Source organism: Congregibacter sp. (assembly GCF_047617445.1).
In the GTDB taxonomy this organism is placed as follows: Bacteria; Pseudomonadota; Gammaproteobacteria; order Pseudomonadales; family Halieaceae; genus Congregibacter.
Window position 1 is genome coordinate 14,363 of sequence record NZ_JBLGBE010000007.1, and the last position, 25,871, is coordinate 40,233.

Consider the following 25,871-nt stretch of genomic DNA (forward strand, 5'->3'; position numbering starts at 1 on the left):
ATGTAATTCCCCTGTGAAGTGAGATGTTGGCCATGCCCGTGCAACTGACGGCGCGGCTTTACCAACTGCGCCAGATACTACACACTCTGAAAGGCGGTGAACTGTGAAAAATTCACACGAATGGGGCAAAGAGCCGACAACATTCCTGCACTTAGCGCGCTTAACTCATGCCTTTGGCTACGTTAAAAATAGGCATTCGTCGCATCAGCGAACGCGACTCACCCCAATACTGCGATCAACATCAACCAGCGTCATCTTGTAAAAGCCCATAAAGTTTTTACTGATGACCACCTTGGGGTTGGCTGGCCCGCGATAGGGGTAGCGCCCCGAAAGACGCTGTTCCCATACCTGCCCATTCTCGAGACGAAACACCGTTTTACCGGTCCATCCACTAAATTCGCCCGTGATGCTACTTTCGACCTCGTAGCTCTTTTCTGCTTCGCGTACCGCTTCATTGGTCGCCTGCAGAACGACGGCGTCGCCGGCGGTGTAACGGATCAGCCACTGATTCAAAGCTTCCAGCTCCTTGGCGTTGAGCTTGCCCAGGCCAGTCTCGACAAACTCTTGATCACTCATGAGCTTTTCGAAGCCTGGAAAGTCGTCATTAGCGGCCCCGACGAAGGACGCAGACATAAGAAGGAAGACGCCGAAAAGGGCGCCCGCGGTGGTAGGGTGGGTAAAAGACATAGCGAGCCTGCTGGTTATCTGTGCATGGAAGAAGCGAGTCTAGCAAAAGCAGGCCTACGCCGGAGACTCGCCGGTAGCGACTATTACCACCGATCTTTATACTCCCGCGCCCGCAGTCATGCGTCGTAAGTTACGGCTCCCGCTTTTTTGTCGCCAACCTTTTGTCACCAACCTGGAAACACCGCCGTGGACACCGTTTTAAGCGCCTTTATTACTCTTGTGCTGGTCATGGACCCACTGGGCAATGTGCCGATCTTTCTCTCGGTACTCAAGGACGTGGAGGGGCGACGACGTTACTGGGTGATTTTTCGGGAGCTACTCATTGCGCTGGGGGTGTTGCTCTTATTCCTCTACGGCGGCAGCGCGGCCTTGGAAGCCATGGGGCTGCGCCAGGAGTCGATCAGCATTGGTGGTGCCATTATTCTCTTCTTGATCGCCATCCGTATGATATTCCCGTCCCCCTACGGCCTCCTGGGGGACACACCCGATGGCGAGCCCTTCATTGTGCCCCTGGCGATACCGGCCGTTGCCGGCCCCTCATCGCTGGCTATCGCGATGCTCATGGTCAACACCGATCCCACACGCATGCTGGATTGGACCATTGCCCTGGTGGGAGCCTGGGCGGTGTCTGCCTGTATTTTGATGACCTCGCCCTTACTGCTCAAAGCGCTGGGCAGCCGTGGATTGATGGCCATGGAGCGTTTAATGGGGATGATTCTGGTGATTATCGCCGTGCAGATGTTTTTTGAGGGCGTATCGACCTCACTACATCTATAGGCGCATCGCACAAGCGCGCGGATGTACCACTGTATATAGATACTGAACTGCAGCGCCCAGGATCAGCCGCCGAAGCACTTGCACACCGGCCGACGACCCAAAGGGCGCTAGTTGACCTGAGGCACCAGTTCCCGCGCGTCATAGCGCTGCTGCATGGCATCCAGAGACAGGACCTTGATCTTGCTGGCCTTACCCGCGGTGCCAAAAGCCTCGTAACGCGCGATGCAGATGTCCCGCATCGCGACCTGAGTTTCTTTAAGGTACTTACGTGGATCAAACTCCGCAGGGTTGTGAGCGAGAAACCGACGAATCGCACCGGTAGACGCAAGGCGGAGGTCGGTATCAACGTTTATTTTACGCACCCCGTGGCGGATACCCTCTTGTATCTGCTCGACAGGCACGCCGTAGGTCTCCGGAATTTCGCCACCATACTCATTAATGATCTTCAGCCACTCCTGAGGTACAGATGACGAGCCATGCATCACCAGATGCGTACCCGGAATACGAGCATTGATTTCTTTAATCCGATCAATGGCCAGAATATCGCCGGTGGGTGGACGGCTAAACTTGTAAGCCCCGTGGCTTGTGCCACAGGCAATCGCCAGTGCGTCCACCTCCGTGGCCTTTACAAAGGCAGCGGCTTCTTCAGGGTCGGTAAGCATCTGGTCGTGAGTGAGCTTTCCGGCCGCGCCGGAACCATCCTCTTCGCCTGCCTCACCGGTTTCAAGAGACCCCAAACAACCGAGCTCTCCTTCGACCGATACGCCACAGGCATGTGCCATAGCAACCGAGGTGCGCGTCACATTAACGTTGTAATCGAAATCCATGGGCGTCTTTCCGTCCTCGCCCAAAGAGCCATCCATCATCACCGAGCTGAAGCCCAGGGCAATGGAGCGCTGACAAATAGCGGGAGACATGCCGTGGTCCTGATGCACCACCACGGGAATATGCGGAAACTCGCGCATTGCGGCCTCCATGAGCGCTCGCAGGAATGGCGCACCTGCGTATTTACGGGCTCCGGCACTGGCCTGCATGATCACGGGAGAGTCCGTGGCATCGGCAGCCTCCATGATGGCCCGGGTCTGCTCAAGATTATTCACGTTAAAGGCCGGTACGCCGTAATCGTGCTCGGCGGCGTGATCCAGCAGTTGGCGCAGACTGATCAAAGCCATATGTGCTCTCCCTGATTATTCAAAACGTTAGTAACACTAGGTGCCAGGCTCGACAGTGGCCTTAAATCGCCTTCGTCGCCATTCATCCTTCTCTAGCGCGCTCTTCGAGCACTGCCACCGCCGGAAGTACCTTCCCCTCAACATACTCAAGAAAGGCGCCACCACCGGTAGATATATAGGAAACCTTATCGGTAATAGCAAACTTATCAATGGCTGCAAGGGTATCGCCACCACCAGCGAGAGAAAATGCGACGCTGTCCGCAATTGCCTGAGCCAAAGCCTCGGTGCCCCCGGCAAAGCTATCGAATTCAAACACACCCACGGGACCGTTCCAGAGAATCGTTCCCGCGTCTTTGAGCAAAGCTGCCATCGCTGCAGCAGACTCAGGGCCGATATCCAGAATCATATCCTCATCACCCACATCATCCACAGCGCAGGTCCGCGCGGGAGCATCTTCAGCAAACTCAGTGGCGGTAACTACATCGCTTGGAAGGGGAATGTGAGTCTTGGCGCTGATACGGCGAGCTTCATCAAGGAGCTCGTGCTCGCACAGTGACTTGCCTACCGGATAACCGGCAGCAGCAAGAAAAGTGTTGGCAATACCGCCGCCGACAATCAGCTGATCCACCTTGTCTGACAAAGAATCCAACACCTCGAGTTTGGTAGAGACTTTGGAGCCTCCCACAATGGCGACCATGGGTCGCGCAGGATTAGCGAGGGCAAGCTCCAGCGCCTCCAGTTCGCCGGCCAGGAGTGGGCCCGCGCAGGCTTGCTTAGCGAAGCGTGCAACGCCATGGGTTGAGGCCTGTGCCCGGTGCGCAGTGCCAAAGGCATCCATGACAAACACGTCGCACAGGGATGCGTACGCCTGGGCCAGAGCATCGGCGTTTTTCTTCTCGCCGACGTTAAACCGAACATTCTCAAGCAGCACCACCTCGCCATCATTGACCGTGACACCGCTGTGCCAGTCGGCCACCAGGCGCACAGGCAACTCGAGCAGTGTGCTTAGGTGCCGGGCAACCGGCTCAAGAGAGAACTGCGCATCAAACTCGCCCTCTTCGGGTCGCCCGAGGTGCGACATGAGTATCACGCGTCCACCGGCCGCCAAAGCTTGTCGAATAGTCGGCAGGGCCGCACGGATACGGGCGTCCGAGGCCACTACACCATTCTTTAATGGAACGTTCAGGTCTTCGCGAATAAGAACGCGCTTTCCCTCAAGCGCGAGATCAGCCATACGCTGGACTGAAAGACTCATGTGTTTGTCTCCTCGGCAGAAAGGTCCGACCAGTAATGGGCCACATCCAACATACGATTGGCGTAACCCCATTCGTTGTCAAACCAGGTAAGTACCTTAATCAGTCGTTTACCGCTAACGCGGGTCTGGCAGGCATCGATAATACTGGAGCGACTGTCACGGTTAAAATCACAGGAAGCGAGCGGCTCTTCAGTGTAACCCAACACACCTTCAAAACTGCTGGCAGCAGCCGCAGATAAAGCGCGGTTAACATCGCTAACGGTCACGTCCTGTCGGGTCACCAGCGTAAGATCCATAGCCGATACGTTGAGCGTGGGCACGCGCAGTGCCTGAGCGGTAAAGCGTCCCGCTAAAGCAGGCAAAATGCGCTCAACACCCCGTGCAAGACCGGTATCCACAGGAATGATGGACTGCCCCGCAGCGCGAGTCTTTCTCAGATCCGTGTTGTGGTAAGCATCCAGCACGGGCTGATCGTTCATGGCAGAGTGAATCGTCGTGATCGTGCCGTAATCGATGCCAAAAGCGGCGTCCAAGGCGGCAATAACCGGGACGATCCCGTTGGTGGTGCACGAAGCCGCCGAAACAATGCGGTGCTCAGCGCGCAAACTGTCATGGTTTACGCCGTAAACAACGGTCGCATCCACATCCGGCTCCGCAGGCTGAGAAAACAGCACCCGCCGGGCACCGGCACTCAGATGCTTTTCGGCGGTAAGGCGGTCCGAGAAAGTACCCGAACATTCAAGAAGCATGTCCACGCCAATATCGGCCCAGTCAATACGGGCAACATCTGGCTCACGCAGCAGGATCTTTCTGTGACCGTTAACAAGCAGCTTGTCGTCTTGTAACTCTACCGTCCCGGGAAACCGTCCGTGGGTCGAGTCGTAGCGCGTAAGGTGAGCAACGGTTGTGGCATCCGCCAGTTCATTGATTGCCACGACCTGCACGGCATCGCGATGCGGACTCTCTTGCAGCGCGCGCAACAAGGTTCGACCGATACGTCCATAGCCATTGATAGCGACTCGCAGCATGGGCTTATATGGCTTCCATAACCTCAGAAACCACGGCGACGACGTTATCTACCGTAAACCCGAACTGCTCAAACAGCGCATTGGCCGGCGCCGACTCACCGAAGGTGCTCATGCCAACAATGCGTCCATCGAGTCCGACGTATTTGTGCCAGTAATCAACATGTGCAGCTTCTACGGCGACTCGGGCCAAGCAATCACTGGGAAGCACCGACTCGCGATATCCCGCATCCTGTTGCTCGAAAATCTCGGGGCAGGGCATAGATACCACCCGGATAGCGCGATCAGATAACGCCTCGGCGGCCTGCATCGCCAAACCAACCTCGGAACCTGTGGCAATAATAATCGCGTCCGGAGCACCGGCGCAGTCAAGCAATACATAGGCTCCGCGTGCCACATTAGCGAGCTGCTCTGAGCTTCGCTCCTGGTGAGGCAAGCCCTGCCGTGAGAACACCAGCGCAGAGGGCCCGTCGGATCGCTCGATAGCCGATTTCCAACACACCGCTGACTCCACCGCATCGCAAGGCCGCCAAGTGTGGAGACCCGGGGTCGCACGCAGCGCGGTCAATTGCTCCACCGGCTGATGGGTGGGGCCATCTTCGCCAAGACCGATAGAATCGTGGGTGTACACAAAGATGCAGCGCTGGCGCATAAGCGCCGCCATGCGTACCGCATTTCGAGCGTACTCCATGAAGATGAGGAAAGTCGCGCCATAGGGTATGAAGCCCCCATGCAAAGCGATGCCGTTCATGATCGCAGACATGCCAAATTCACGAACGCCGTAATAAATGTAGTTGCCTGTCGCATCATCGGCACTCAAACCTTTAGATCCAGACCAAAGAGTCAAATTGGAACCCGCCAGGTCTGCCGAGCCGCCCATGAACTCCGGCAGCATGGGGCCCAGAGCATTGATGGCATTTTGAGAGGCTTTGCGGGACGCGATACTCTCGCCGGCGGCCTGACACTGCTCAACATAAGCCTGGGCATTGGCCGCAAAGTCATCGGGCAACTCGCCGGATAAACGACGAGTCAATTCAGACGCCAGCTCCGGGAAAGATTCACGATAAGCGTCCATCATCACGCTCCAAGCGGCCTCGTGCTCAGAACCTGTTGCCTTGGCATCCCATCCCGCGTAAATATCCTCGGGAACAACGAAGGCAGGATGCGCCCAGCCAATGGCAGCCCGGGTTGCCGCGATTTCGTCCGCACCCAAAGGCGCGCCGTGCGTAGCGGCCGTGCCCTGCTTATTGGGTGAGCCCTTGCCAATCACGGTGCGACAGCAAATAAGCGTGGGACGGGAGCTATCGGCTCGCGCAGCTTCTGTGGCAGCCTTGATCGCCGCCGAATCGTGGCCATCTACACCCGAAATCACCTGCCAGCCATAGGCTTCGAAACGCTTGGGAGTGTCATCGCTAAACCAGCCCGCCACGTCGCCGTCGATAGAAATCCCGTTGTCATCGTAGTAGGCGACCAGCTTGCCAAGACCCAAAGTGCCTGCAAGAGAGCAAACTTCATGAGAAATCCCCTCCATCAGGCAGCCATCTCCGACGAAAGTGTAGGTAAAGTGATCAATTACCTCATGCTCTCCGCGGTTGAACTGTGCGGCGAGTGCTTTTTCGGCAATCGCCATCCCTACCGCATTGCTGATGCCCTGGCCCAGGGGACCCGTGGTCGTTTCTATGCCTGGCGCGTAACCATACTCCGGGTGCCCCGGCGTTTTGCTGTGTAGCTGACGAAAGTTCTTTAGCTCCGCCATAGGCAGGTCATAACCTGTGAGATGCAGCAGAGAATAGATAAGCATGGAGCCATGCCCATTAGAGAGCACGAAGCGATCGCGATTCGGCCAGTCCGGGTTCTGCGGGTTGTGGCGCATAAAACCGTTCCACAGCACTTCGGCGATATCCGCCATGCCCATGGGCGCACCGGGGTGGCCGCTATTGGCTTGCTGTACGGCGTCCATGGAAAGGGCGCGAATGGCGTTCGCGAGATCTGTTTGGCTAGGCATGCTGCGTCCTGAAGAGTTATCGCGGGGCGCGCATTATCGGGCAAGCAGCGCTGGGGGTAAACAATCACAAATACACGATCCTAAATACGACCTCAATATCTATATCAAAATTCCTTGATATAGATATTAATGCTGCTACAATCCGTCGCCTATGAACTCTGTCGCCCCTACAGATCTGTCGCTGGACGCAGCGCCTGATGCCGAAGTCGTGCTCGCCGGCCTTTGCAAGGCTGCTGCAGACACGCTGCGTCTGCGCATTCTGAGGATCCTGCGACACGATGCAATGGATGTATCGGAGCTGTGCTCAGTACTCGACGTGCGCCAGCCCGCACTGAGCCATCACCTGAAGCTCATGAGCGCTGCGGGCCTCCTAAGCAGTCAACGCGACGGCAACCACATTTTTTATCGTCGTCGAGAGCTCGCCGGCGACGAACCCTTCGCCGCACTGCAGCAAGCGCTGCTGGCGGCGGCTGACACCCTGGACCTTGATGATGCCGAAGAGACACGCCGGCGCGACCTGCAGCGCCAGCGAGAACAAAACTCTCTCGATTTCTTTACCAACAATGCGTCGCGTTTTCGCGAACAACAGGACCTTATTGCGGCTCCCGAACGCTATGCGGCGGCGGTGAACGGCCTACTCGACACGCTCCCCATCGCCGCCCAATCCACGGCACTGGAAGTTGGGCCAGGCGAGGGTTGGCTCCTGCCACGGCTAAGCGAGCAGTTTGAACGCGTCATTGCTCTGGACAACGCCCCGGCAATGCTGGAGAGCGCGCAGGCAGCGGCAGCGGCAGCGGAACTAAGCAACGTCGAATTCCTACTTGGCGACACTCGCCACAACGCACTGAAGTCAGTGCAAGCCGATTTAATCGTCATCAATATGGTGCTACACCATACCCCGGACCCAGCTAATACGCTGCGCGAAGCCGCTGGTGCTCTGGCACCCGGTGGCGCCCTGCTGGTCACGGAGCTTTGTGAGCATAGCCAGGGCTGGACCCGGGAAAACTGCGGTGACCTCTGGCTGGGCTTTGCGCCAGAAATGATTCAAGACTGGGCTGCATCTGCGGGCCTTGTGGAGTTGACCAGCAGTTATCTGGGTCAACGCAATGGATTCAAACTTCAGCTGCGCCTCTTCGGTGCAGCAAAAATGACATCTTAGATTGGTATAAGGAATAACTATGAGCGAATACGGCATCTTTACCTCGGAGTCAGTCTCTGAGGGGCACCCGGACAAAATGGCGGACCAGATATCCGACGCGGTCCTGGACCACATCCTGGGCGATGATCCTGATGCGCGCGTAGCCGTCGAAACTCTGGTCAAGACCGGCATGGTTATTGTGGCCGGCGAAGTCACCACAAGCACCTACGTCGACCTTGAAGAAATCGTCCGCGACGTTGTCCTGGACATCGGCTACAACAGCTCGGACGTTGGCTTTGACGGCGCTTCTTGCGCGGTACTGAATGCCATTGGCAAGCAATCCCACGATATCGCCATGGGCGTGGATGAAGATGAGAGCAAAGAGCAGGGCGCCGGTGACCAGGGCCTGATGTTTGGTTATGCGAGCAACGAAACCGACGTTCTCATGCCGGCACCGATTTATTACTCGCATCGCTTGGTTCAACGACAGGCCGAGTTGCGCAAGAACGGCACGCTGCCATGGCTGCGTCCGGACGCCAAAAGCCAGGTCACGCTTCGCTACGACAATGGCAAGCCGGTCGCCATTGATGCTGTCGTCTTATCAACCCAGCACGATGCAGGAGTCTCGCAGTCCGACATTCGTGAAGCGGTCATGGAAATGATCATTAAGGAAGTCTTACCAACGGACTGGCTGCATGCAGGCACTCAATACCACATTAATCCCACGGGCCAGTTCATTATCGGCGGACCGGTGGGTGATTGCGGACTCACAGGACGCAAGATCATTGTAGACACCTACGGCGGTATGGCCCGTCACGGCGGCGGTGCTTTCTCTGGTAAAGACCCCTCCAAGGTGGATCGTTCGGCGGCCTACGCCGGACGCTACGTTGCCAAAAATATCGTTGCTGCGGGTCTCGCGGACCGCTGTGAAATTCAGATCTCCTACGCCATCGGTGTTGCTGAGCCCACCTCAATCTCCGTGAACAGCTTTGGTACCGGCCGTATCAGTGACACACAGATTGTTGAGCTGGTACGTGAGCACTTTGATCTGCGGCCCAAAGGCCTCATCGACATGCTGGACCTTAAACGGCCCATCTATCTTGCTACAGCGGCCTATGGGCACTTTGGCCGAGAAGAGCCGAACTTTACCTGGGAGCGTACTGATAAGGCCGACACCTTAAGAGCTGCTGTCTAAGCAGGCCCCAACGAACCGTATTCACGAATTCATACATATTTTTAGTCGCTGTTAAGAGAAACAACTGGGAGCACCACATGAGCACCGTAACCAAGCTAGACAACACCCCCGACTATCGCGTGGCCGACATCAGCCTCGCTGACTGGGGTCGCCGGGAACTGGAAATCGCCGAAGGCGAAATGCCCGCTTTGATGGCTCTGCGTGAGCAATACGGCGACAGCAAGCCACTGGCGGGCGCCAAAATTCTGGGCTGTATCCACATGACCATCCAGACGGGCGTGTTGATCGAAACCCTCAACCACCTCGGCGCTGAAGTTCGCTGGTCTTCATGTAACATCTTCTCTACTCAGGATCACGCTGCAGCAGCGATTGCTGCCTCAGGCGTACCGGTGTTTGCTTGGAAGGGCGAGACCGAAGAAGAGTATGAGTGGTGCATCGAGCAGACCATCCTGAAAGACGGTCAGCCTTGGGACGCCAACATGGTATTGGACGATGGCGGTGACCTCACCGCGATCCTGCATGACAAGTACCCCAAGATGCTCGCAAACATCAACGGCATCACCGAAGAAACCACCACTGGCGTGCATCGCCTTTACGAGATGCTCGAAGCTGGCACGCTCAAAGTACCTTGCGTTAACGTTAACGACTCGGTCACCAAATCCAAGAATGACAACAAGTACGGCTGTCGCCACAGCCTGAATGACGCCATCAAGCGCGCTACAGACCATTTGTTGGCGGGCAAGCGTGCACTGGTTATCGGCTATGGCGATGTAGGCAAAGGCTCTGCACAATCGCTGCGTCAAGAAGGCATGATCGTACGCGTTACCGAAATCGACCCTATCTGCGCCATGCAGGCCTGCATGGATGGCTACGAAGTGGTATCGCCTTACATCGACGGTATCGACGATGGCACGGATGCCTGCATCGATCGCGATCTTCTCCAGAGGACTGATCTGCTGGTGACCACCACCGGTAACTACAACGTCTGCAATGCACGTATGTTGGGTGCTCTAAAGAGCGCGGCGCTGGTTTGTAACATCGGCCACTTCGACAACGAGATCGACACCGCGTATATGCGTCGCGAGTGGCACTGGGAAGAGATCAAGCCACAGGTGCACAAGGTTTACCGCGATCAGGCTGCGAACGATCACCTGATCCTCCTCTCGGAAGGTCGACTGGTTAACCTAGGTAATGCCACCGGTCACCCCTCGCGCATCATGGATGGCTCTTTTGCCAACCAGGTACTGGCTCAGATCTATCTCTTCGAACGTCGTTTTGCCGATCTTGAAGACAATATGAAGCCCGGAGCAATCACCGTTGAAGTACTGCCCAAGAAGCTTGACGAAGAAGTTGCAGCACACATGGTGGCGGGATTCGGCGGCGTAGTTACCCAACTCACCAAAGAGCAGGCTGACTACATCCATGTAGCAGTAGAAGGACCGTTCAAAGGTCAAGACTACAAGTACTGAGGTCAGCATGAGCAAGTCCGCTGCAATCAGCTTTGAATACTTCCCGACCAAGACCGATGCGGGACGCGAAAAGCTGTTAAACGTCACCACCCCGGAGTTACAGGCCATAGGTCCCGAGTTTTTCTCGGTGACCTATGGGGCCGGGGGCTCAACCCGGGATAACACCCGGGGTATCGTTGAAGGCCTTAACGCACAGGGCTTGTCGGTAGCGCCACACCTTAGCTTTGGCCTCGATGACGAGGCCACTATCGCAGCGCTGCTTGAGGGCTACAAAGCTGCCGGGATCAATCGTCTGGTCGCTTTGCGGGGTGACTTACCATCGGGAGCCGGAGGCGGCGCTCGTTTGGTTTATGCCAATGAATTAGTCGCGTTTATTCGAGAGCGCAGCGGAGATCACTTTCATATCGAGGTTGCTGCCTATCCGGAGATTCATCCCCAGGCAGAGAGCTACGAAAGTGACATTCAATACCTCAAGGGCAAGTTCGATGCCGGAGCAGATAGCGCCATCACCCAGTACTTCTATAATGTAGAGGCATACTTTTACTTTCTCGATCGCTGCGCAGCGCTAGGCATCGATAAGCCCATTTACGCCGGCATCATGCCCATAACCAACTACGCCAATCTGGCAAGGTTTTCACGCAACTGCGGTGCAGAGATTCCCCGCTGGATCAGCAAGCGTCTGGAAGGATTTGCAGACGATCAGGAGAGTATTAGGGCATTCGGTATTGATGTGGTTACACAGTTGTGTCAAACCCTTCTCGAAAGCGGAGCACCGGGCATTCATTTTTACACCATGAACCAAACTCAGCCGACTCTGCAGATCTGCAGAAATCTCGGCCTTTAAGCGGTTTCGACGATGCTGCGTCCGCGTTTTTTTACCGCGCAAGCGCTGAACGAGGGCGCCAGCATCGTGCTGGAAAAAGAGCCCTCACGGCATATCGCAAAAGCACTGCGAATGCGCGTAGAGGACTCCTTGTGCCTGTTTGACGGAAGCGGAGTTGAAGCCCATGCCCGAATTACAGCCATCGACAAAGACCGTGTGTCGGTGGACGTGCGAGATGTATCCGAACCGCCCCGGGAGTCCCCTCTGTACACCGTTCTTGTTATTGCCCTGTCCCGGGGCGATCGCATGGACACCATAGTGCAAAAAGCCACGGAGCTTGGCGTCCGTGAAATTTGGCCCATGATCAGCGAGCGCACGGGCGTCCGCCTTGACGCAGACCGGTTGGCAAAAAAACGTGATCACTGGGAACGAGTCGCCATCAGCGCCTGTGAGCAGTGCGGTCGAAACCGGCTACCATTAATTGCAGCACCAGCAGCTTATGCGGACACCCTGAATAAAGCCGCGCAACACGATGCGGCACTGCGCCTGATTTTGCACCCTATGGGCAACAACAGCCCACTACCAGAACAGTGTCTGTCGCTAATACTGCTGGTGGGGCCTGAAGGCGGATTCAGCGACGCAGAAGTTACGAGCGCGAGCGATGCCGGGTTTATGGCTTTTCAGCTCGGGCCGCGAATTCTTCGCACCGAAACCGCTCCTTTGGCTGGGCTGGCCGTAGCGCAGGCCCGCTGGGGTGATTTGAGCACGTGATGCTTGCGGCCATCGAAGGCATTTCGTAGGGTGGCCCTTTAAATATAGAGACAAGTGCATGAGCTTTAAACTAGGTGTGGTGATGGATCCCATCTCCGCGATCAGCTACAAGAAAGACAGCACCATGGCCATGCTTTGGGCCGCCGCCGACCGTGGGTGGTCCCTGTTTTACATGGAACCCGGGGATCTCTCCCTCGACCAGGGTGCGCCTCTGGGTCGTATGGCCGAGTTGCAGGTGTTTCGAGACCCTGAACAGTGGTATAGCCTTGGCGAGGCTAGTCATCGCTCCTTGGCGGATTTGGATGTGATCCTGATGCGTAAGGATCCGCCTTTCGACAATGAGTACGTATACGCCACATACATCCTTGAGGCTGCCGAGCGACTCGGCACACTCATTGTCAATCGATGTCAGTCATTGCGGGACTGTAATGAAAAGGTGTTCGCCACTCAATTTCCCGACTGCTGCCCCCCAGTATTGGTAAGCGGCGATACCGCCCAACTAAAGGCTTTCCACAAAACCCATGGTGACGTCATTTTTAAGCCCTTGGATGGCATGGGTGGCACTTCGATCTTTCGCGTGAAGGAGGACGACCCTAATCTCAGTGTGATTCTCGAAACACTCACGGAGTTCGGGAAACAAACCATCATGGCCCAGCGCTACTTGCCCGAGATCAGCGAGGGAGACAAGCGTATCCTGATGATCGAAGGCAAGCCCATTCCCTATGGTCTGGCGCGACTTCCCTCGCAGGGTGAAACCCGAGGCAACCTAGCCGCGGGGGGCACGGGCCGTGCGCAGCCGCTATCAGAACGCGATCATTGGATTGCCGCACAAGTGGGTCCTTCTCTTTTGGAGCGAGGTCTAATGTTTGTAGGCCTGGATGTGATCGGCGATTACCTTACAGAGATCAACGTCACCAGCCCGACCTGCATTCGAGAGATTGACGCCGCCTACGACACAGACATTGCCGGCCAGCTGATGACGGCCATCGATTCTCGTCTTTCAAGTCGCTCCTAGGGAATGACCGCTGCGGTAGCCGACAGCAACGATCGATTAATGCTGGCTGTATTGATCGCCAGCACGCTGCATGTGCTACTCATTTTTGGTGTGAGCTTTGACGTTTGGCGAGGCCAAAAAGCGCGTCATCAGGTCGAAGTGACCTTGGTGCAAACGCCCGGGCGAAGGCCCGTTACCGCAGACCACATAGCGCAGGCAGATCAAAGCGGCAGTGGTAGTGAAGCACTGCGGGATCGAGCATCCGGAGCCCAGAGCGCATTGCCCGAGCCCATGGCCGAAAGCGCCCAAGGTCAAACCACAGCAAACTCCGGGCGTGAGCGATTGGCAGCACCGGCTGTGACCGCTACCAATGCTCAACGTAAGATCGTCGATCGCAGTGGGGAACAAGAGAATCTTGAAGATCTGCCCGAAGCCGAGCAAGAGCTGGCGCGGCTGAGCCAAAAACTCGCACAGCTTCAGGCTGACCTTAATGCGCAGCGCCAGCAGTACTCCAATCAGCCTCGAGTAAGGCGCTTAACCGCCGTGTCGGCGCGCGCAGCTGTGGACGCCGCCTATCTTGCGGATTGGCGGTCTCGTGTAGAAAGTGTGGGCAATCAATACTATCCGGAGGCGTCCTTACGCTACGGCATCTACGGGAGTCTTGAGATGCTGGTTACGGTACGCAGCGATGGGAGCCTTGAGGACATTCAGATTCTTCAATCATCGGGGTACGCCGTGCTGGACGAGGCGGCAATGCGTATCGTACGCCTGGCCGCGCCGTATTCGCCCTTTCCAGAAGAGCTGCGGGTCACGACCGACAAACTCGAAATTGTGCGCACATGGCAATTCGAACAAAACCCGCTAAGCTCAAATTAGGCTTATGTTGCGTTCATTACTTGATGAGCCAGGTCAGCTTGGCACCACGGACACCTCGGGAGACAACACGTTGAAAGTATCGAGTAGCGACTGCCTACGAGACCACTTTCTACTGGCCATGCCCGGGCTGAACTCAGGCCTTTTCAGCGGCAGCATCACCTATATTTGTGAACACGGCGAAGCCGGTGCCATGGGCATCATCATCAATCAGCCACTGGATTTGTCCCTCGGTGAGATCTTCGATCATCTGGATATTTCTGCCGATGAAAAATTTAGCGACCAAGCGGTGCTCGCCGGCGGACCCGTGCAAATTGATCATGGATTCGTACTCCATCCTCGCGGCGAAAAGCGCTGGGATTCTTCCCTGCGGGTGACAGCCGAGATACAGATGACGACGTCTCGGGATGTGCTCAAGGCCATAGCCTGCGGAAAAGGCCCAGAAGAATACGCCATTGCTCTGGGTTACGCCGGATGGTCTGCAGGACAGCTCGAAGAAGAAATCGCCAATAATAGCTGGCTCACCTTACCCGCAGAAAAGCACATTATTTTTCATACTGCGATCGAGGACCGGGTAGCCGCAGCCGCCGCAGCCCTGGGTATCGACATGAACCTCATGAGCACGCAGGCCGGTCACGCCTGAGGTGACACTTAATGCTTCGTCAAAGCGAGTACTCGCCTTCGACTATGGCCTGAGCCAAATTGGTGTGGCCGTGGGCAATTCAGGCCTGGGTACTACCCAGCCACTGTCTATCCTTCGGGCCAGGGACGGCCAGCCAAACTGGGACGAGGTAGGCGCACTGTGTAAGGAGTGGCAACCCGACCTTCTCCTGGTGGGTGATCCTCTGAACATGGACGGGACAGTGAGCGAGTTTGCGCTACGGGCGCGTAAATTCGCGCGCCGTCTGGAAGGTCGTTTTGGTGTTGCCATCGAAATGGTTGATGAGCGCCTAAGCAGCTTCGAAGTAAAGCAGCAGCAAAAAGAAGCCGGGCACCGAGGTGATTACCGGGAGCAGCCCGTCGATGACCTCGCCGCAGAGCTTATTTTGCAGGACTGGTTACGGCAACAATAACGTAGCTTAGCGATCTACCTGCAGGTTAACGCCACCTGAATAGCTGCTATTGCGCTTATCAAACATCTTGATACCCAGGCGTACTTCGTTTGCAGAGTCAGCACAGCGTATCGCTTCGTCGGCCGTGATCTCACCGTCACAATATTTGGCTAGCAAGGACTGGTCGAGAGTTTGCATGCCCAGTTCCGTCGACCTGGCCATGACTTCTTTAACCAAATGCACCTGACCATTGCGGATGTGATCGGCGATGAGGGGTGAATTGAGTAGCACCTCCAGCACCGGCACACGCCCCCCGCCCTCGGCTCTGGGCAGCAGCTGCTGCGCGATCATGGCGTTCATATTCAAAGACAGGTCCATCAGTACCCGGTCGTGCAGCGCCACAGGAAAGAAGCTCAAAATTCTATCGATGGCCTGGTTGGCATTGTTAGCATGCAAGGTGCACAAACAAAGATGCCCGGTTTCAGCAAAGGTCATCGCCTGGGCCATGGTCTCTGCCGAGCGCACCTCGCCGATGAGAATGACATCCGGAGCCTGGCGCAGGGCATTTTGCAGACCCGTTTCAAAGGAATCGGTGTCAATGCCCACCTCGCGCTGGGTAACCAGGCAACCGGCGTGATCATGAACAAACTCGATGGGATCCTCAATCGACAGAATATGGCCGCGGCTATTACGATTACGATGCCCTACCATCGCCGCAAGCGAGGTGGACTTGCCGGTTCCCGTACCGCCAACAAAAATCACCAGCCCGCGCTTGGCCATAGCAAGCTCGGCGACAATCGGCGGCAAGCCCAGCTCAGCAAACTTCGGAATTTCGTTTTTTATGCGCCGTAAAACGATGCCGAACTGTCCGCGCTGCACAAATGCACTGGCCCGAAAACGTCCGTGATTCTCAGAGTACACGGCATAGTTACATTCCTGGTGACGCAAAAAGTCAGTCTGCTGCGAGGGAGACATTGTCTCCAACACCAGTGCCCGGGCCTGCTCTTCGCTGAGGCTCTCTTTGCTAAGCGCATGAATTTCTCCATCAACCTTGATGGAAGGAGCGGCTCGAGCCGTTACAAAGCCATCAGAGGCGCCGGCCTCCACAATCTTGCCCAACAGTTCTTCAATTTTCACGAGCAACGCTCCAAAGCTTGGTAAGGGGAAAGGCCATTGGGGCTCGCCGCTTTTTAGAAATTTTCCGGCATACGAGCTTTCTCGCGTGCCACGTCTCGGGAGATAATTCGCTTGTCGACCATCTCCTTGAGACATTGATCCATGGTCTGCATTCCCACAGCCTGACCTGTCTGGATGGCGGAATACATCTGCGCCACCTTATCCTCACGAATGAGGTTTCTAATCGCGGAGGTCGCTCGCATAATCTCGTGCGCTGCCACACGGCCGCCGGAGGTGCGTTTCATCAATGTCTGCGAAACCACAGCCTGCAAGGACTCAGATAGCATCGAGCGGACCATGGATTTTTCTGCGGCGGGAAATACATCAATCACACGGTCGATAGTCTTGGCCGCTGATGTGGTGTGTAGGGTTCCAAATACAAGGTGTCCGGTTTCTGCGGCGGTGAGTGCGAGGCGGATGGTCTCCAGGTCCCGCATTTCTCCCACCAGAATAATATCCGGGTCTTCTCGAAGTGCACTACGCAGTGCTTCAGCAAATCCCAGAGTGTCTCGATGAACCTCTCGTTGGTTCACGAGACACTTGCGGCTCTCGTGGACAAATTCGATGGGGTCCTCAATAGTAAGAATGTGCTCGTACTTGTTATCGTTAATAAAGTCGACCATTGCGGCAAGTGTCGTGGACTTTCCTGAACCCGTCGGACCAGTCACCAACACCAGGCCGCGCGGCATCATGCTGATATCCCGAAACACCTGCCCCATACCCAGGTCTTCCATGCTGAGCACCTTGGAAGGAATCGTCCGGAATACGCCACCGGCGCCGCGGTTCTGATTGAATGCGTTTACCCGAAAGCGCGCGACACCAGGCACTTCAAAAGAAAAGTCCGTCTCCAGAAATTCCTCGAAGTCCTTGCGCTGCTTATCGTTCATGATGTCGTAGATCAGATCATGCACCTGCTTGTGCTCAAGCGGGGGCAGGTTAATACGGCGTACATCGCCATCAACACGAATCATTGGCGGCAGGCCCGCGGAGAGGTGTAAATCCGACGCCCCCTGTTTGGCGCTAAACGCCAGCAGTTCAGTAATATCCATAAGCCGCCCGTACACTCCTTGGTTGATCTTTCAGGCACGTTGTCCAAAAAAACGCCAAACGTTTCGTTGTTTGCCCGTTACGATAGTGCCGCTTCAGGCTAGCTCGGCTAACATAGCATCATGAACAACGATTCTATTCCCGCCAATATAGCAAAGGTGCTCCAACAGGTAAGTAGTGCGGTGGAAAAATACCATCGCCACCCTGAGAGTGTTCGTGTCATGGCTGTGAGTAAGACCCAGCCCGCCGAAGCCGTTCGGGCTGCCGCAAATGCGGGGCTTAGGGACTTTGGTGAGAATTACCTCCAGGATGCATTGGATAAAATTACCGCCTGCTCAGACCTCGGACTTACCTGGCATTTTATTGGGCCGATCCAATCCAACAAGACTCGCCCCATAGCCGCGAGCTTTGATTGGGTGCATAGCGTCGACCGGGAGAAAGTTCTGCGCAGGCTCAGCGAGCAACGCGATCCGAGCCTGGCACCGTTGAATGTCTGTATTCAGGTGAACGTATCGCACGAAACCAGTAAATCAGGCGTCGCACCCAAGGACCTGGCCCCGCTACTGACCCTTGCCGCAGAGCTACCTAATCTTAGCCTGCGAGGCTTGATGGCGATTCCGGCGCCGTCTGACGATTTTGCCACCCAAAAGCAGGCCTGTGACCTTATGGCAGAACTGTTTCGCAACGTGCAGTCCGCCTATCCCTCGATGGATACCTTATCGATGGGGATGTCCGCGGACCTGGAGGCGGCGGTGGCTGCTGGCAGCAATATGCTGCGCATCGGCACGGCAATCTTCGGTGCGCGACAAAGGTGAAGCGCCTGGTAACGACGATGTATACTAGCGCGCCTTAATTCACAGTAGTCAGGGCGATCCCGTGAGCGAATTTACTACGGCATTTGTCGGCGCCGGCAATATGTCACGGAGCATTATTAGCGGCTTGATAGCGAACGGCTTTGACGCCGGCTCCATCCGTGCCAGCAATCCCAGCGAAGGCCCCCTCGATGAGCTTCGAAAACTGGGTCTCGTGCACCTATCGCAAAGCAATCTCAGCGTCGCCGAAACAGCTGACGTGCTAGTCCTTGCGGTAAAGCCAAAACTCATGCAAAGCGTCTGCGAAGAACTCGCTCCGGTGATCAACGAGGAGCAACTCGTGGTTTCCGTCGCAGCCGGGGTCGCCGCGGACAGCCTGCATCACTGGATTGGAGCTCGAGCCGAGGTCGTTCGCTGCATACCCAACACGCCCTCGCAATTGGGCGCCGGCGCTAGCGGTCTATTTGCACGAGACTCGGTCAGCGCGGCAAATCGTCAGCGCGCAGACGACGTCATGCGCGCCGTGGGACTGGTCCGCTGGGTAGAAGACGAGGCCTTACTGCATGCAGTCACTGCCGTGGCAGGGTCGGCACCCGCCTACTTCTTCCAGTTCATGGAAGCAATGATTGCCGAGGCGCAGCGTATGGGTCTGGACGAAGAAACCGCGCGTACACTATGCGCTCAAACCTGCATCGGCGCCGGCCGCATGGTCGCAAAAGGGGATGTTGATGCTAGCGAACTTCGCCGGCGAGTATGCAGCCCGAATGGCACAACAGAACGGGCGGTAGCCGCTTTCAGCGCTGCAGGTCTGGAAAAAATAGTGAGCAAAGCGATGCAGGACTGTTATGCACGCTCCGTAGAAATGGGCCGGGAATTATCCTAAGTCCAGAAATCCATAAGCAACTGCAGCACAACAGCGGAGAACCATGAACGCAATTAACGAAATCATCGTATACCTGATTCAGACTGTTCTCGGTCTTTATCTGCTGATCATGCTTATGCGCTTTATTCTGCAGCTATCACTTGCGGACTTTTACAATCCGATCTGCCAATTCCTGGTGCGCGCAACAAACCCGATAGTAATACCTGCGCGGCGTCTCATCCCTGCCCGGGGCCGACTTGATTTCGCATCGCTACTGCTTGCGGTCGTGATACAGCTACTGGGAATTGTCGCAATGCTCCTGCTAAATGGCGTGGGCTTGCCGCCGATAGGCTTGCTCTTGGCATGGTCGGTAATCGGCGTAATCGGTCTTCTGGTAAAAATCTATTTTTTCGCGCTCTTGGGCATGATCATCCTGAGCTGGATAGCGCCGGGCACCTCAAATCCAGCTGCGTATCTTATGTTTCAAATTACCGAGCCGGCCATGGCACCGTTCCGGCGAATGCTCCCCTCCATGGGGGGCATGGATTTTTCACCTATCCTGGTTTTCATCATTATTAATATTGTGCAAATCGCGCTGCGGAATTTTGCCGCAGGCCTGGGCCTTCATCCGGCTCTGGTGATGGGTATCTAAGGCCAGGGATGCCCCGTGCAAGAACACTCCGTTGGCATTGTTAGTCCCCGCATTGAGCACTTTGATGAGCCGCTCATGTTCGTCTGTGGACGCAGCTTGCCGGCCTATGACCTGGTTTTTGAAACCTACGGCGAGCTTAACCCTGATGCCAGCAACGCCATCCTGATCTGTCACGCACTGTCAGGGCATCATCATGCGGCCGGCTATCACAGTGAAGACGAGCGTAAGCCAGGTTGGTGGGACTCCTGTATCGGACCCGGCAAGCCCATCGATACACAGCGCTTTTTTGTCGTATCTTTAAACAACCTCGGTGGCTGTCACGGCTCCACCGGTCCCACAACAGAGAACCCGGAGACCGGCCAAGCTTTTGGGCCGGGTTTCCCGCAGCCACAAGTTGATGATTGGGTAGATGCTCAGGCACGTCTGGCGGATCGACTCGGTATTGTCTGCTGGGCAGCAGTCGTGGGCGGCAGTCTCGGTGGTATGCAGGCCATGGCCTGGTCCTTACGTTACCCCGATCGTTTGCGTCATTGCGTCGTGATCGCGGCAGCCATGAAACTCAGTGCCCAGAACATCGCCTTTAACGAGATCGCACGTCGAGCCATTATGTCTGATCCAGGTTTTGCGGACGGACACTATCTCCGGGACGGAACGCAGCCCACACAGGGTCTCGCTCTGGCAAGAATGGTGGGCCACATCACCTATCTCTCAGACGATGCCATGGCCTCAAGATTTGGTAGGGAACTCCAGCCGAGTAACCCGGATGACGAAGACTCCGATGCGCCGCAGTTTCAGATTGAGAGTTATCTGCGCTATCAGGGCGACCAGTTCTCATCGGTATTCGACGCTAATACCTATGTGCTCATGACCCGCGCGCTGGACCACTTCGACTTGGCTGTAGCCTACCGTGGCGATGCGATTGCGGCATTTTCGCAATCGAGCTGTGGCTATCTCGTGCTGTCGTTTTCCACGGACTGGCGATTCTCGCCAACCCGGTCTCGGGAAATCGTCGATGCATTACTGGCTGCGGAATGCCCCGTGAGTTATGCAGAAATTGAGGCTGATGAAGGTCACGATGCCTTTTTGCTGCCCATCCCTCGCTATCTGGCCGTGCTGGATGCTTACCTGAAAAGGGTAGACATCTGATGCGCCAAGACCTGACCCACATCCTCCGTTGGATAAAATCTGGCGCCAGCGTTCTGGACCTGGGTTGTGGCGACGGTGAGTTCTTGGCGCTCATTCAGAAAGAGTGTCATGCGCGGGTAATGGGTATCGAAATCGATCCCGAGGCGATCACTGCTGCCTTGGGTAGGGGCCTCAATATCATCGAACAAAACCTCGATGATAGCCTCAGCAATTTCCCCGACCAAAGCTTTGACATGGTAGTCATGGCGCATGCACTTCAGGCAGTGCAGTACCCGGATCAAGTGCTGGAAGAAATGCTTAGAGTAGGCCGGGAGTGTGTTGTTACCTTTCCAAACTTCGGTCAGTGGCGAAGTCGTGTGTATCTTGCAACACGGGGACGCATGCCCGTCTCAAGGTTTATGCCTTACAACTGGTACGACACGCCAAACATCCACTTCTGTACGGTACGCGACTTCGAAACGCTATGCCATCAACGCGGGATACGCATCCTCGGTCGAGACATGATCGGCGGGGATAACGGCTCTACCAGCTTGGCGCGTCGCTGGCCCAACCTTTTTGCAACAACAGCGATCTACCACATCAGCCGGTGAATACGATGACTGTTACAAAGATTAATAAAGCCCCGTCCCCGGACCTTTTTTGGCCGAGAAGGTGGCTGGGGCCATTGATGCTGCTTTCGTTATTGTTCTGTGGATCGGCGCAAGCGCAACGATCAGAAGTTTTTGGTGAGTACGAACTGCACTACAGCATAGTAAATACGACGTTTTTAGAACCTGCGGTAGCTGCGCAGTACGGACTCGCCAGGGGTAGCCGCCGAGCCATCATCAACCTGTCTTTGCGAGAGCATCTGGATGATGGCAGTACCGTCGCACGGGAAATGTCACTAAAAGGCCGCAGCTGGGATCTCACTCAGTCGCAAGTGAACTTTGATTTTATTGAAGTACGCGAAGGGCCCGCCATTTACTACATCGGCGAATTCAAGTTCATCAACAGGGAATGGCGCTTTTTTGAGTTTAACTTTTCTCCGGAGGGTTCCGAAGAAACACTAAGCTTTGAGTTCAAGCAGCAGATGTACATCAATGACTGACGCTATCGTAGTGCCGCCCTCGTTAAACCTGTCCGGTGACATCGTTGTCGCCACAGGCAATCAGGGGAAAGTCGCAGAGCTGGCACGCTTGCTGGCGCAACTTCCTGTGAATCTGCGCCCTCAGTCGGAATTCAACGTTATAGCCGCAGAAGAGACCGGACTGACTTTCGTGGAGAATGCGATTCTCAAAGCTCGGGCGGTTGCAGCACAAACAGGACTCCCCGCGCTTGCAGATGATTCAGGGCTGGAAGTGGATGCCTTGCTCGGGGCACCCGGAGTGCGATCTGCGCGATATGCCCAGGGCAGTGATGGTGACGATGAAGCCAATAAAGACAAACTGCTGGAGACCATGGCAAACGTCCCCGACGGCGCTCGTCAGGCGCGGTTTCATTGCGTGCTTGTACTTCTGAGACACCCCAACGACCCGGTGCCGCTCATCGCCCAGGGACGCTGGGAAGGAATCATTCTCAGAGAGCCGCAGGGCAATGGCGGTTTTGGCTACGACCCGCTCTTTTTTGTACCCAGTCATGGCCTGAGTGCCGCTGAACTTGATCCTGCTCAGAAGAATGCCATCAGCCATCGCGGTCTTGCCGCCGCTGACATGCTCGCACTGCTCGGCCAGCGCCGAGAATAGCTAGCTCAATGGAAGCACCTCAGCTCGGACTCTACATTCATATTCCCTGGTGTGAGCGTAAGTGTCCCTATTGCGATTTCAATTCTCACGAGGCCCTGGAAATTCCCGAGGTCGCTTACACACAAGCGCTCATTGACGACTTACTGCAGGAAACGCAGGCCCAGCGCCGCAAGATAGAGACCGTTTTTATTGGTGGAGGCACGCCCAGCCTGTTCAGCGTGGACGCCATCAGCAGGCTCATGGATGCCGTGCGCAGCTCTGGATTAGCCGAAGGCGCAGAAGTAACCATGGAAGCCAATCCCGGCAGTGTCGAAACCGAGCGCCTACAGGGATACGCGCGGGCTGGAGTCACACGATTCTCTTTGGGAATACAGAGCTTCAATGACGGCTGCCTGCAATCTTTGGGACGCATTCACGATAGCCAGATGGCGCACCGCGCTGCTGCCGCGGCCAAGACATCCGGAGCGCTCAGCTGCAACATTGATCTAATGCACGGCTTACCTCAGCAAAGCTTGGAACTGGGACTCGACGACATACGCACTGCCCTCGCCCTGAGCCCTCCGCATATTTCCTGGTACCAACTGACTATCGAGCCGAACACGCGCTTCTATTCCAATCCACCGCGACTTCCGGCGGAGTCTATTCTTGGCAATCTCGAGGACGAAGGTGCGCGCTTGCTCAGCGCGGCAGGCTATCAGCGCTATGAAGTATCGGCCTGGGCCCTGCCAGGGCAGGAGTGTCAGCACAACCTCAACTACTGGCGCTTCGGTGATTATCTGGCCATCGGTGCCGGAGCCCACGGCAAGCTTAGTACTGAAAACGGTGAAGTCTTTCGGTACAGCAAGACCCGACAGCCTGAAGACTATCTCTCGGCCGGAGGCATTGATCGCCGAGGATTGCGCTTGCTCGATGAGACGGACCGACAGGGGGAGTTCATGCTCAATGCCCTGCGACTTTCAGAGGGCTTTAGTCTGGATCTATTCGAGGCACGCACGGGACTGGATGTTCGACGAATAAGCCTCACAGTTACCAAGCTCATAGATCAGGGGCTGCTCAATCAAAATCAAGACCGGATAAGCACCACTGATCTTGGACGCCGCTTTTTGGACGACGTTGTAGCGGCGTTTTTCGCTGAGTCTTAAGGTGCAGACGATCTGCGATAGAGCAGGTCCCAAACGCCATGCCCCAAACGCTGCCCTCGAAGCTCGAATTTGGTGAGCGGGCGTTCTTCGGGCCGCGGTACATAGCGGCCATCACTCGCGCAATTCTGAAGAGACGGGCAGTCATTGAGTACCTCAAGCATTTGCTCGGCATAAGGCTCCCAGTCTGTCGCAAGGTGTATTAGGCCACCGGGGCTCAGACGCGACACTAGTAGCTCGGTAAATTCTGGCCGAATCAAACGTCGCTTGTTATGGCGCTTCTTATGCCAGGGGTCTGGGAAAAAAATCTGTACCCGCTGTAAAGACGCAGCTGCAATACAGTTCTCGAGCACCTCCACCGCATCGTGGCACATCACCCTGATGTTGCTCAGTTCGCGATCCAGAGCACCATGAAGCAGCCTCCCTACCCCCGGACGATGCACTTCAACACCAAGATACTGCGTCGCAGGTCGTGCTGCGGCCATATCGACCAAGGACTGGCCCATGCCAAAGCCAATCTCCAGAACGCGCTCTCCGACTTCGCCAAACAACTCGTCAAAATCGAGTAACTCCGGCCGATAGTCTATGCCCCAGAGAGGCCAGCCCTCGTCAAAGCCGCGCTGCTGAGCGTCAGTCATCCGTCCAGCACGTAATACAAAGCTCTTGATGCGCCACTCAGGACCCTGCGAAATATCAGTCACAGAATCAGTGGCCCAGTAGCTGCCAGCCTGCGGCGGCAAGACATGCCCAGCCAGCAATGAAGGCCAATCCGCCAAGCGGGGTAACCGCGCCCAGCCAACGGAGACCGGAAAAACTCAATATATAGAGGCTGCCAGAAAACAACAGAATGCCCAGGACAAACAGAAATACGCTGGACTTAAGGAGCATCGAGGAAGGGAACTGCAGCAGCAACAGCCCGGCCACGAGCAGCGCGAAGCTGTGGTAAAACTGGTACTGGACTGCCGTCTCGTAAACGCCAAGAGAGTAAGTGTCGAAACGATCACGAAGTGCGTGGGCACCAAAGGCGCCAAAGGCTACCGCCAGTAAACCGCCGAGCGCCCCCAAGAAAAATCCAAGCTGTGCCATCTGTAGTCCGGGCGCCTAAGCGTTGTAGGAGGCGATTAGGCGACCAATACCTGACGAATTTTTTTCATCGCAGCTTGCTCGAGCTGACGAATGCGCTCCGCTGACACGCCGTACTCTGCAGCCAATTCATGCAGCGTCGCCTTATCATCGGTGAGCCATCGCTGCGCAAGAATGTTGCGACTACGCTCATCAAGATCTGCAATCGCAGCATGCAACTGAGCCTGACTGCCTGCCTTCCACTCGCTGTCTTCAACATCAATAGCGGGATCTGCCGTACGATCTTCGAGAAAGTACTGCGGCGCTTGCCAGCCTTCGTCATCGTCAGTGCCAGCGGGAGCATCAAAGGCCACGTCATGACTACTCAGACGACCCTCCATACGGTGAACTTCCTGGACATCAACGCCAAGGTCATTCGCCACCGCTTTTGCTTCGTCGGCGCTCAGCCACGCAAGGGACTTCTTCGCGCCGCGAAGATTAAAAAACAATTTGCGCTGCGCTTTGGTAGTCGCGACTTTAACAATGCGCCAGTTGCGCAAGATGTATTCGTGGATTTCCGCCTTGATCCAGTGCACGGCAAAGGACACGAGACGTACACCCTTGGTCGGATCAAAGCGCTTAACCGCTTTCATCAAACCCACATTACCTTCCTGAATAAGATCCGCTTCCGCGAGCCCGTAACCGCGGTAACTGCGGGCAATATGGGCGACAAAGCGTAAGTGCGACATGACCAGCTCTCGCGCTGCCTGCACGTCGCCATCGTAAAAGAGTTTCTCCGCAAGCATGTGCTCCCGCTCTGCGCTGAGCACAGGAACGCGGCCGACCGCCTGCACATAAGCAGCGAGGTTCGCACCGGGGACCATTTGGTCAACGGCCAACATTTGTGTGCCGGGCACCGACGCGGATGAAAGGTCCTCAGCACCGAAGGCATTGTCAAAAGCTGTAGCTGTCATTGGTGTGGTCATTAGTCCTGTCACGGCCTACTCCAAAACGGGGA

28 protein-coding genes are annotated in these 25,871 nt (G+C 56.0%); 18 read left to right on the forward strand and 10 right to left on the reverse strand.

Annotated elements, in window-relative coordinates:
* Positions 1-204 precede the first annotated feature (204 nt).
* Positions 205-687, reverse strand: a complete 483-nt coding sequence (locus tag ACI9KD_RS03215) for a hypothetical protein (protein ID WP_414979710.1) — start codon at positions 685-687, stop codon at positions 205-207.
* A gap of 186 nt (positions 688-873) precedes the next feature.
* Between ACI9KD_RS03215 and ACI9KD_RS03220 the strand changes: the two genes are divergently transcribed.
* On the forward strand, positions 874-1,464 hold the full coding sequence (locus ACI9KD_RS03220) for a MarC family protein (RefSeq protein WP_414979711.1): 591 nt from the start codon (positions 874-876) through the stop codon (positions 1,462-1,464).
* Positions 1,465-1,571: 107 nt separating this feature from the next.
* Here ACI9KD_RS03220 and fba read toward each other — a convergent pair whose 3' ends face one another.
* The 4 genes from fba to tkt all read right to left on the reverse strand — a co-directional run bounded on the left by fba (position 1,572) and on the right by tkt (position 6,921).
* Entirely contained in the window at positions 1,572-2,636 is a 1,065-nt protein-coding gene (gene fba, locus ACI9KD_RS03225; RefSeq protein ID WP_414979712.1) for a class II fructose-bisphosphate aldolase, read from the reverse strand.
* An 82-nt stretch (positions 2,637-2,718) separates the two neighbouring features.
* A complete protein-coding gene (locus ACI9KD_RS03230) occupies positions 2,719-3,891 on the reverse strand; it encodes a phosphoglycerate kinase (protein WP_414979713.1) in 1,173 nt (390 codons plus the stop codon).
* Positions 3,888-4,919 (reverse strand): type I glyceraldehyde-3-phosphate dehydrogenase, encoded by a 1,032-nt coding sequence (gene gap / locus ACI9KD_RS03235; protein WP_414979714.1) that lies wholly within the window; start codon positions 4,917-4,919, stop codon positions 3,888-3,890. The genes ACI9KD_RS03230 and gap overlap by 4 nt, the downstream gene beginning before the upstream one ends.
* 4 nt (positions 4,920-4,923) lie before the next feature.
* Complete coding sequence (gene tkt, locus ACI9KD_RS03240) at positions 4,924-6,921, reverse strand: transketolase (protein ID WP_414979715.1); 1,998 nt, start codon at positions 6,919-6,921, stop codon at positions 4,924-4,926.
* Between the two features lie 151 nt (positions 6,922-7,072).
* Between tkt and ACI9KD_RS03245 the strand changes: the two genes are divergently transcribed.
* From ACI9KD_RS03245 to ruvX, 9 genes are all read left to right on the forward strand, one after another.
* Positions 7,073-8,080, forward strand: a complete 1,008-nt coding sequence (locus tag ACI9KD_RS03245; RefSeq protein WP_414979716.1) for an ArsR/SmtB family transcription factor — start codon at positions 7,073-7,075, stop codon at positions 8,078-8,080.
* A 19-nt stretch (positions 8,081-8,099) separates the two neighbouring features.
* Complete coding sequence (gene metK, locus ACI9KD_RS03250; protein ID WP_414979717.1) at positions 8,100-9,254, forward strand: methionine adenosyltransferase; 1,155 nt, start codon at positions 8,100-8,102, stop codon at positions 9,252-9,254.
* Between the two features lie 77 nt (positions 9,255-9,331).
* Positions 9,332-10,723, forward strand: coding sequence for an adenosylhomocysteinase (gene ahcY / locus ACI9KD_RS03255; RefSeq protein WP_414979718.1), 1,392 nt, complete (start codon positions 9,332-9,334; stop codon positions 10,721-10,723).
* 7 nt (positions 10,724-10,730) lie between these two features.
* On the forward strand, positions 10,731-11,567 hold the full coding sequence (gene metF / locus ACI9KD_RS03260) for a methylenetetrahydrofolate reductase [NAD(P)H] (protein ID WP_414979719.1): 837 nt from the start codon (positions 10,731-10,733) through the stop codon (positions 11,565-11,567).
* Between the two features lie 12 nt (positions 11,568-11,579).
* Positions 11,580-12,317 carry a 16S rRNA (uracil(1498)-N(3))-methyltransferase gene (locus ACI9KD_RS03265; RefSeq protein ID WP_414979720.1) on the forward strand — a complete coding sequence of 246 codons (738 nt, stop codon included), beginning with the start codon at positions 11,580-11,582 and terminating at the stop codon, positions 12,315-12,317.
* A gap of 58 nt (positions 12,318-12,375) precedes the next feature.
* Positions 12,376-13,332, forward strand: coding sequence for a glutathione synthase (gene gshB, locus ACI9KD_RS03270; protein WP_414979721.1), 957 nt, complete (start codon positions 12,376-12,378; stop codon positions 13,330-13,332).
* 3 nt (positions 13,333-13,335) lie between these two features.
* Complete coding sequence (locus ACI9KD_RS03275) at positions 13,336-14,187, forward strand: energy transducer TonB (RefSeq protein WP_414979722.1); 852 nt, start codon at positions 13,336-13,338, stop codon at positions 14,185-14,187.
* Between the two features lie 118 nt (positions 14,188-14,305).
* Positions 14,306-14,827, forward strand: a complete 522-nt coding sequence (locus ACI9KD_RS03280; RefSeq protein WP_414979773.1) for a YqgE/AlgH family protein — start codon at positions 14,306-14,308, stop codon at positions 14,825-14,827.
* A 1-nt stretch (position 14,828) separates the two neighbouring features.
* A complete protein-coding gene (ruvX, locus tag ACI9KD_RS03285; RefSeq protein ID WP_414979723.1) occupies positions 14,829-15,257 on the forward strand; it encodes a Holliday junction resolvase RuvX in 429 nt (142 codons plus the stop codon).
* Between the two features lie 6 nt (positions 15,258-15,263).
* Here the strand turns inward: ruvX and ACI9KD_RS03290 are convergent, their stop codons facing one another.
* Entirely contained in the window at positions 15,264-16,373 is a 1,110-nt protein-coding gene (locus ACI9KD_RS03290) for a PilT/PilU family type 4a pilus ATPase (RefSeq protein ID WP_414979724.1), read from the reverse strand.
* Positions 16,374-16,426: 53 nt separating this feature from the next.
* A complete protein-coding gene (locus tag ACI9KD_RS03295; protein WP_414979725.1) occupies positions 16,427-17,461 on the reverse strand; it encodes a type IV pilus twitching motility protein PilT in 1,035 nt (344 codons plus the stop codon).
* A gap of 120 nt (positions 17,462-17,581) precedes the next feature.
* On the opposite strand from ACI9KD_RS03295, the gene ACI9KD_RS03300 reads away from it, so the two are divergent.
* The 8 genes from ACI9KD_RS03300 (at position 17,582) to hemW (ending at position 23,794) form a co-directional block, all read left to right on the forward strand.
* Entirely contained in the window at positions 17,582-18,274 is a 693-nt protein-coding gene (locus ACI9KD_RS03300; RefSeq protein WP_414979726.1) for a YggS family pyridoxal phosphate-dependent enzyme, read from the forward strand.
* A 61-nt stretch (positions 18,275-18,335) separates the two neighbouring features.
* Positions 18,336-19,154 (forward strand): pyrroline-5-carboxylate reductase, encoded by an 819-nt coding sequence (gene proC, locus ACI9KD_RS03305; RefSeq protein ID WP_414979727.1) that lies wholly within the window; start codon positions 18,336-18,338, stop codon positions 19,152-19,154.
* Between the two features lie 43 nt (positions 19,155-19,197).
* On the forward strand, positions 19,198-19,785 hold the full coding sequence (locus tag ACI9KD_RS03310) for a YggT family protein (RefSeq protein WP_414979728.1): 588 nt from the start codon (positions 19,198-19,200) through the stop codon (positions 19,783-19,785).
* A 15-nt stretch (positions 19,786-19,800) separates the two neighbouring features.
* The gene (gene metX / locus ACI9KD_RS03315; RefSeq protein ID WP_414979729.1) at positions 19,801-20,931 is read left to right on the forward strand and encodes a homoserine O-succinyltransferase MetX; all 1,131 of its coding nucleotides are present in this window, start codon (positions 19,801-19,803) and stop codon (positions 20,929-20,931) included.
* A complete protein-coding gene (gene metW / locus ACI9KD_RS03320; RefSeq protein WP_414979730.1) occupies positions 20,931-21,521 on the forward strand; it encodes a methionine biosynthesis protein MetW in 591 nt (196 codons plus the stop codon). Before metX ends, metW begins: the two co-directional genes overlap by 1 nt.
* Positions 21,522-21,598: 77 nt before the next feature.
* Positions 21,599-22,018 (forward strand): DUF4426 domain-containing protein, encoded by a 420-nt coding sequence (locus ACI9KD_RS03325; RefSeq protein ID WP_414979731.1) that lies wholly within the window; start codon positions 21,599-21,601, stop codon positions 22,016-22,018.
* Positions 22,011-22,652 carry an RdgB/HAM1 family non-canonical purine NTP pyrophosphatase gene (rdgB, locus tag ACI9KD_RS03330; RefSeq protein ID WP_414979732.1) on the forward strand — a complete coding sequence of 214 codons (642 nt, stop codon included), beginning with the start codon at positions 22,011-22,013 and terminating at the stop codon, positions 22,650-22,652. Before ACI9KD_RS03325 ends, rdgB begins: the two co-directional genes overlap by 8 nt.
* Positions 22,653-22,660: 8 nt before the next feature.
* Complete coding sequence (gene hemW / locus ACI9KD_RS03335; protein WP_414979733.1) at positions 22,661-23,794, forward strand: radical SAM family heme chaperone HemW; 1,134 nt, start codon at positions 22,661-22,663, stop codon at positions 23,792-23,794.
* On the opposite strand, the gene trmB is transcribed toward hemW, so the two are convergent.
* The 3 genes from trmB to rpoH form a co-directional block, all read right to left on the reverse strand.
* Complete coding sequence (gene trmB, locus ACI9KD_RS03340; protein WP_414979774.1) at positions 23,791-24,429, reverse strand: tRNA (guanosine(46)-N7)-methyltransferase TrmB; 639 nt, start codon at positions 24,427-24,429, stop codon at positions 23,791-23,793. The genes hemW and trmB overlap by 4 nt on opposite strands.
* Positions 24,430-24,496: 67 nt before the next feature.
* Complete coding sequence (locus ACI9KD_RS03345; RefSeq protein ID WP_414979734.1) at positions 24,497-24,877, reverse strand: DUF423 domain-containing protein; 381 nt, start codon at positions 24,875-24,877, stop codon at positions 24,497-24,499.
* A gap of 35 nt (positions 24,878-24,912) precedes the next feature.
* A complete protein-coding gene (rpoH, locus tag ACI9KD_RS03350) occupies positions 24,913-25,755 on the reverse strand; it encodes an RNA polymerase sigma factor RpoH (protein ID WP_414979775.1) in 843 nt (280 codons plus the stop codon).
* Positions 25,756-25,871: the final 116 nt, after the last annotated feature.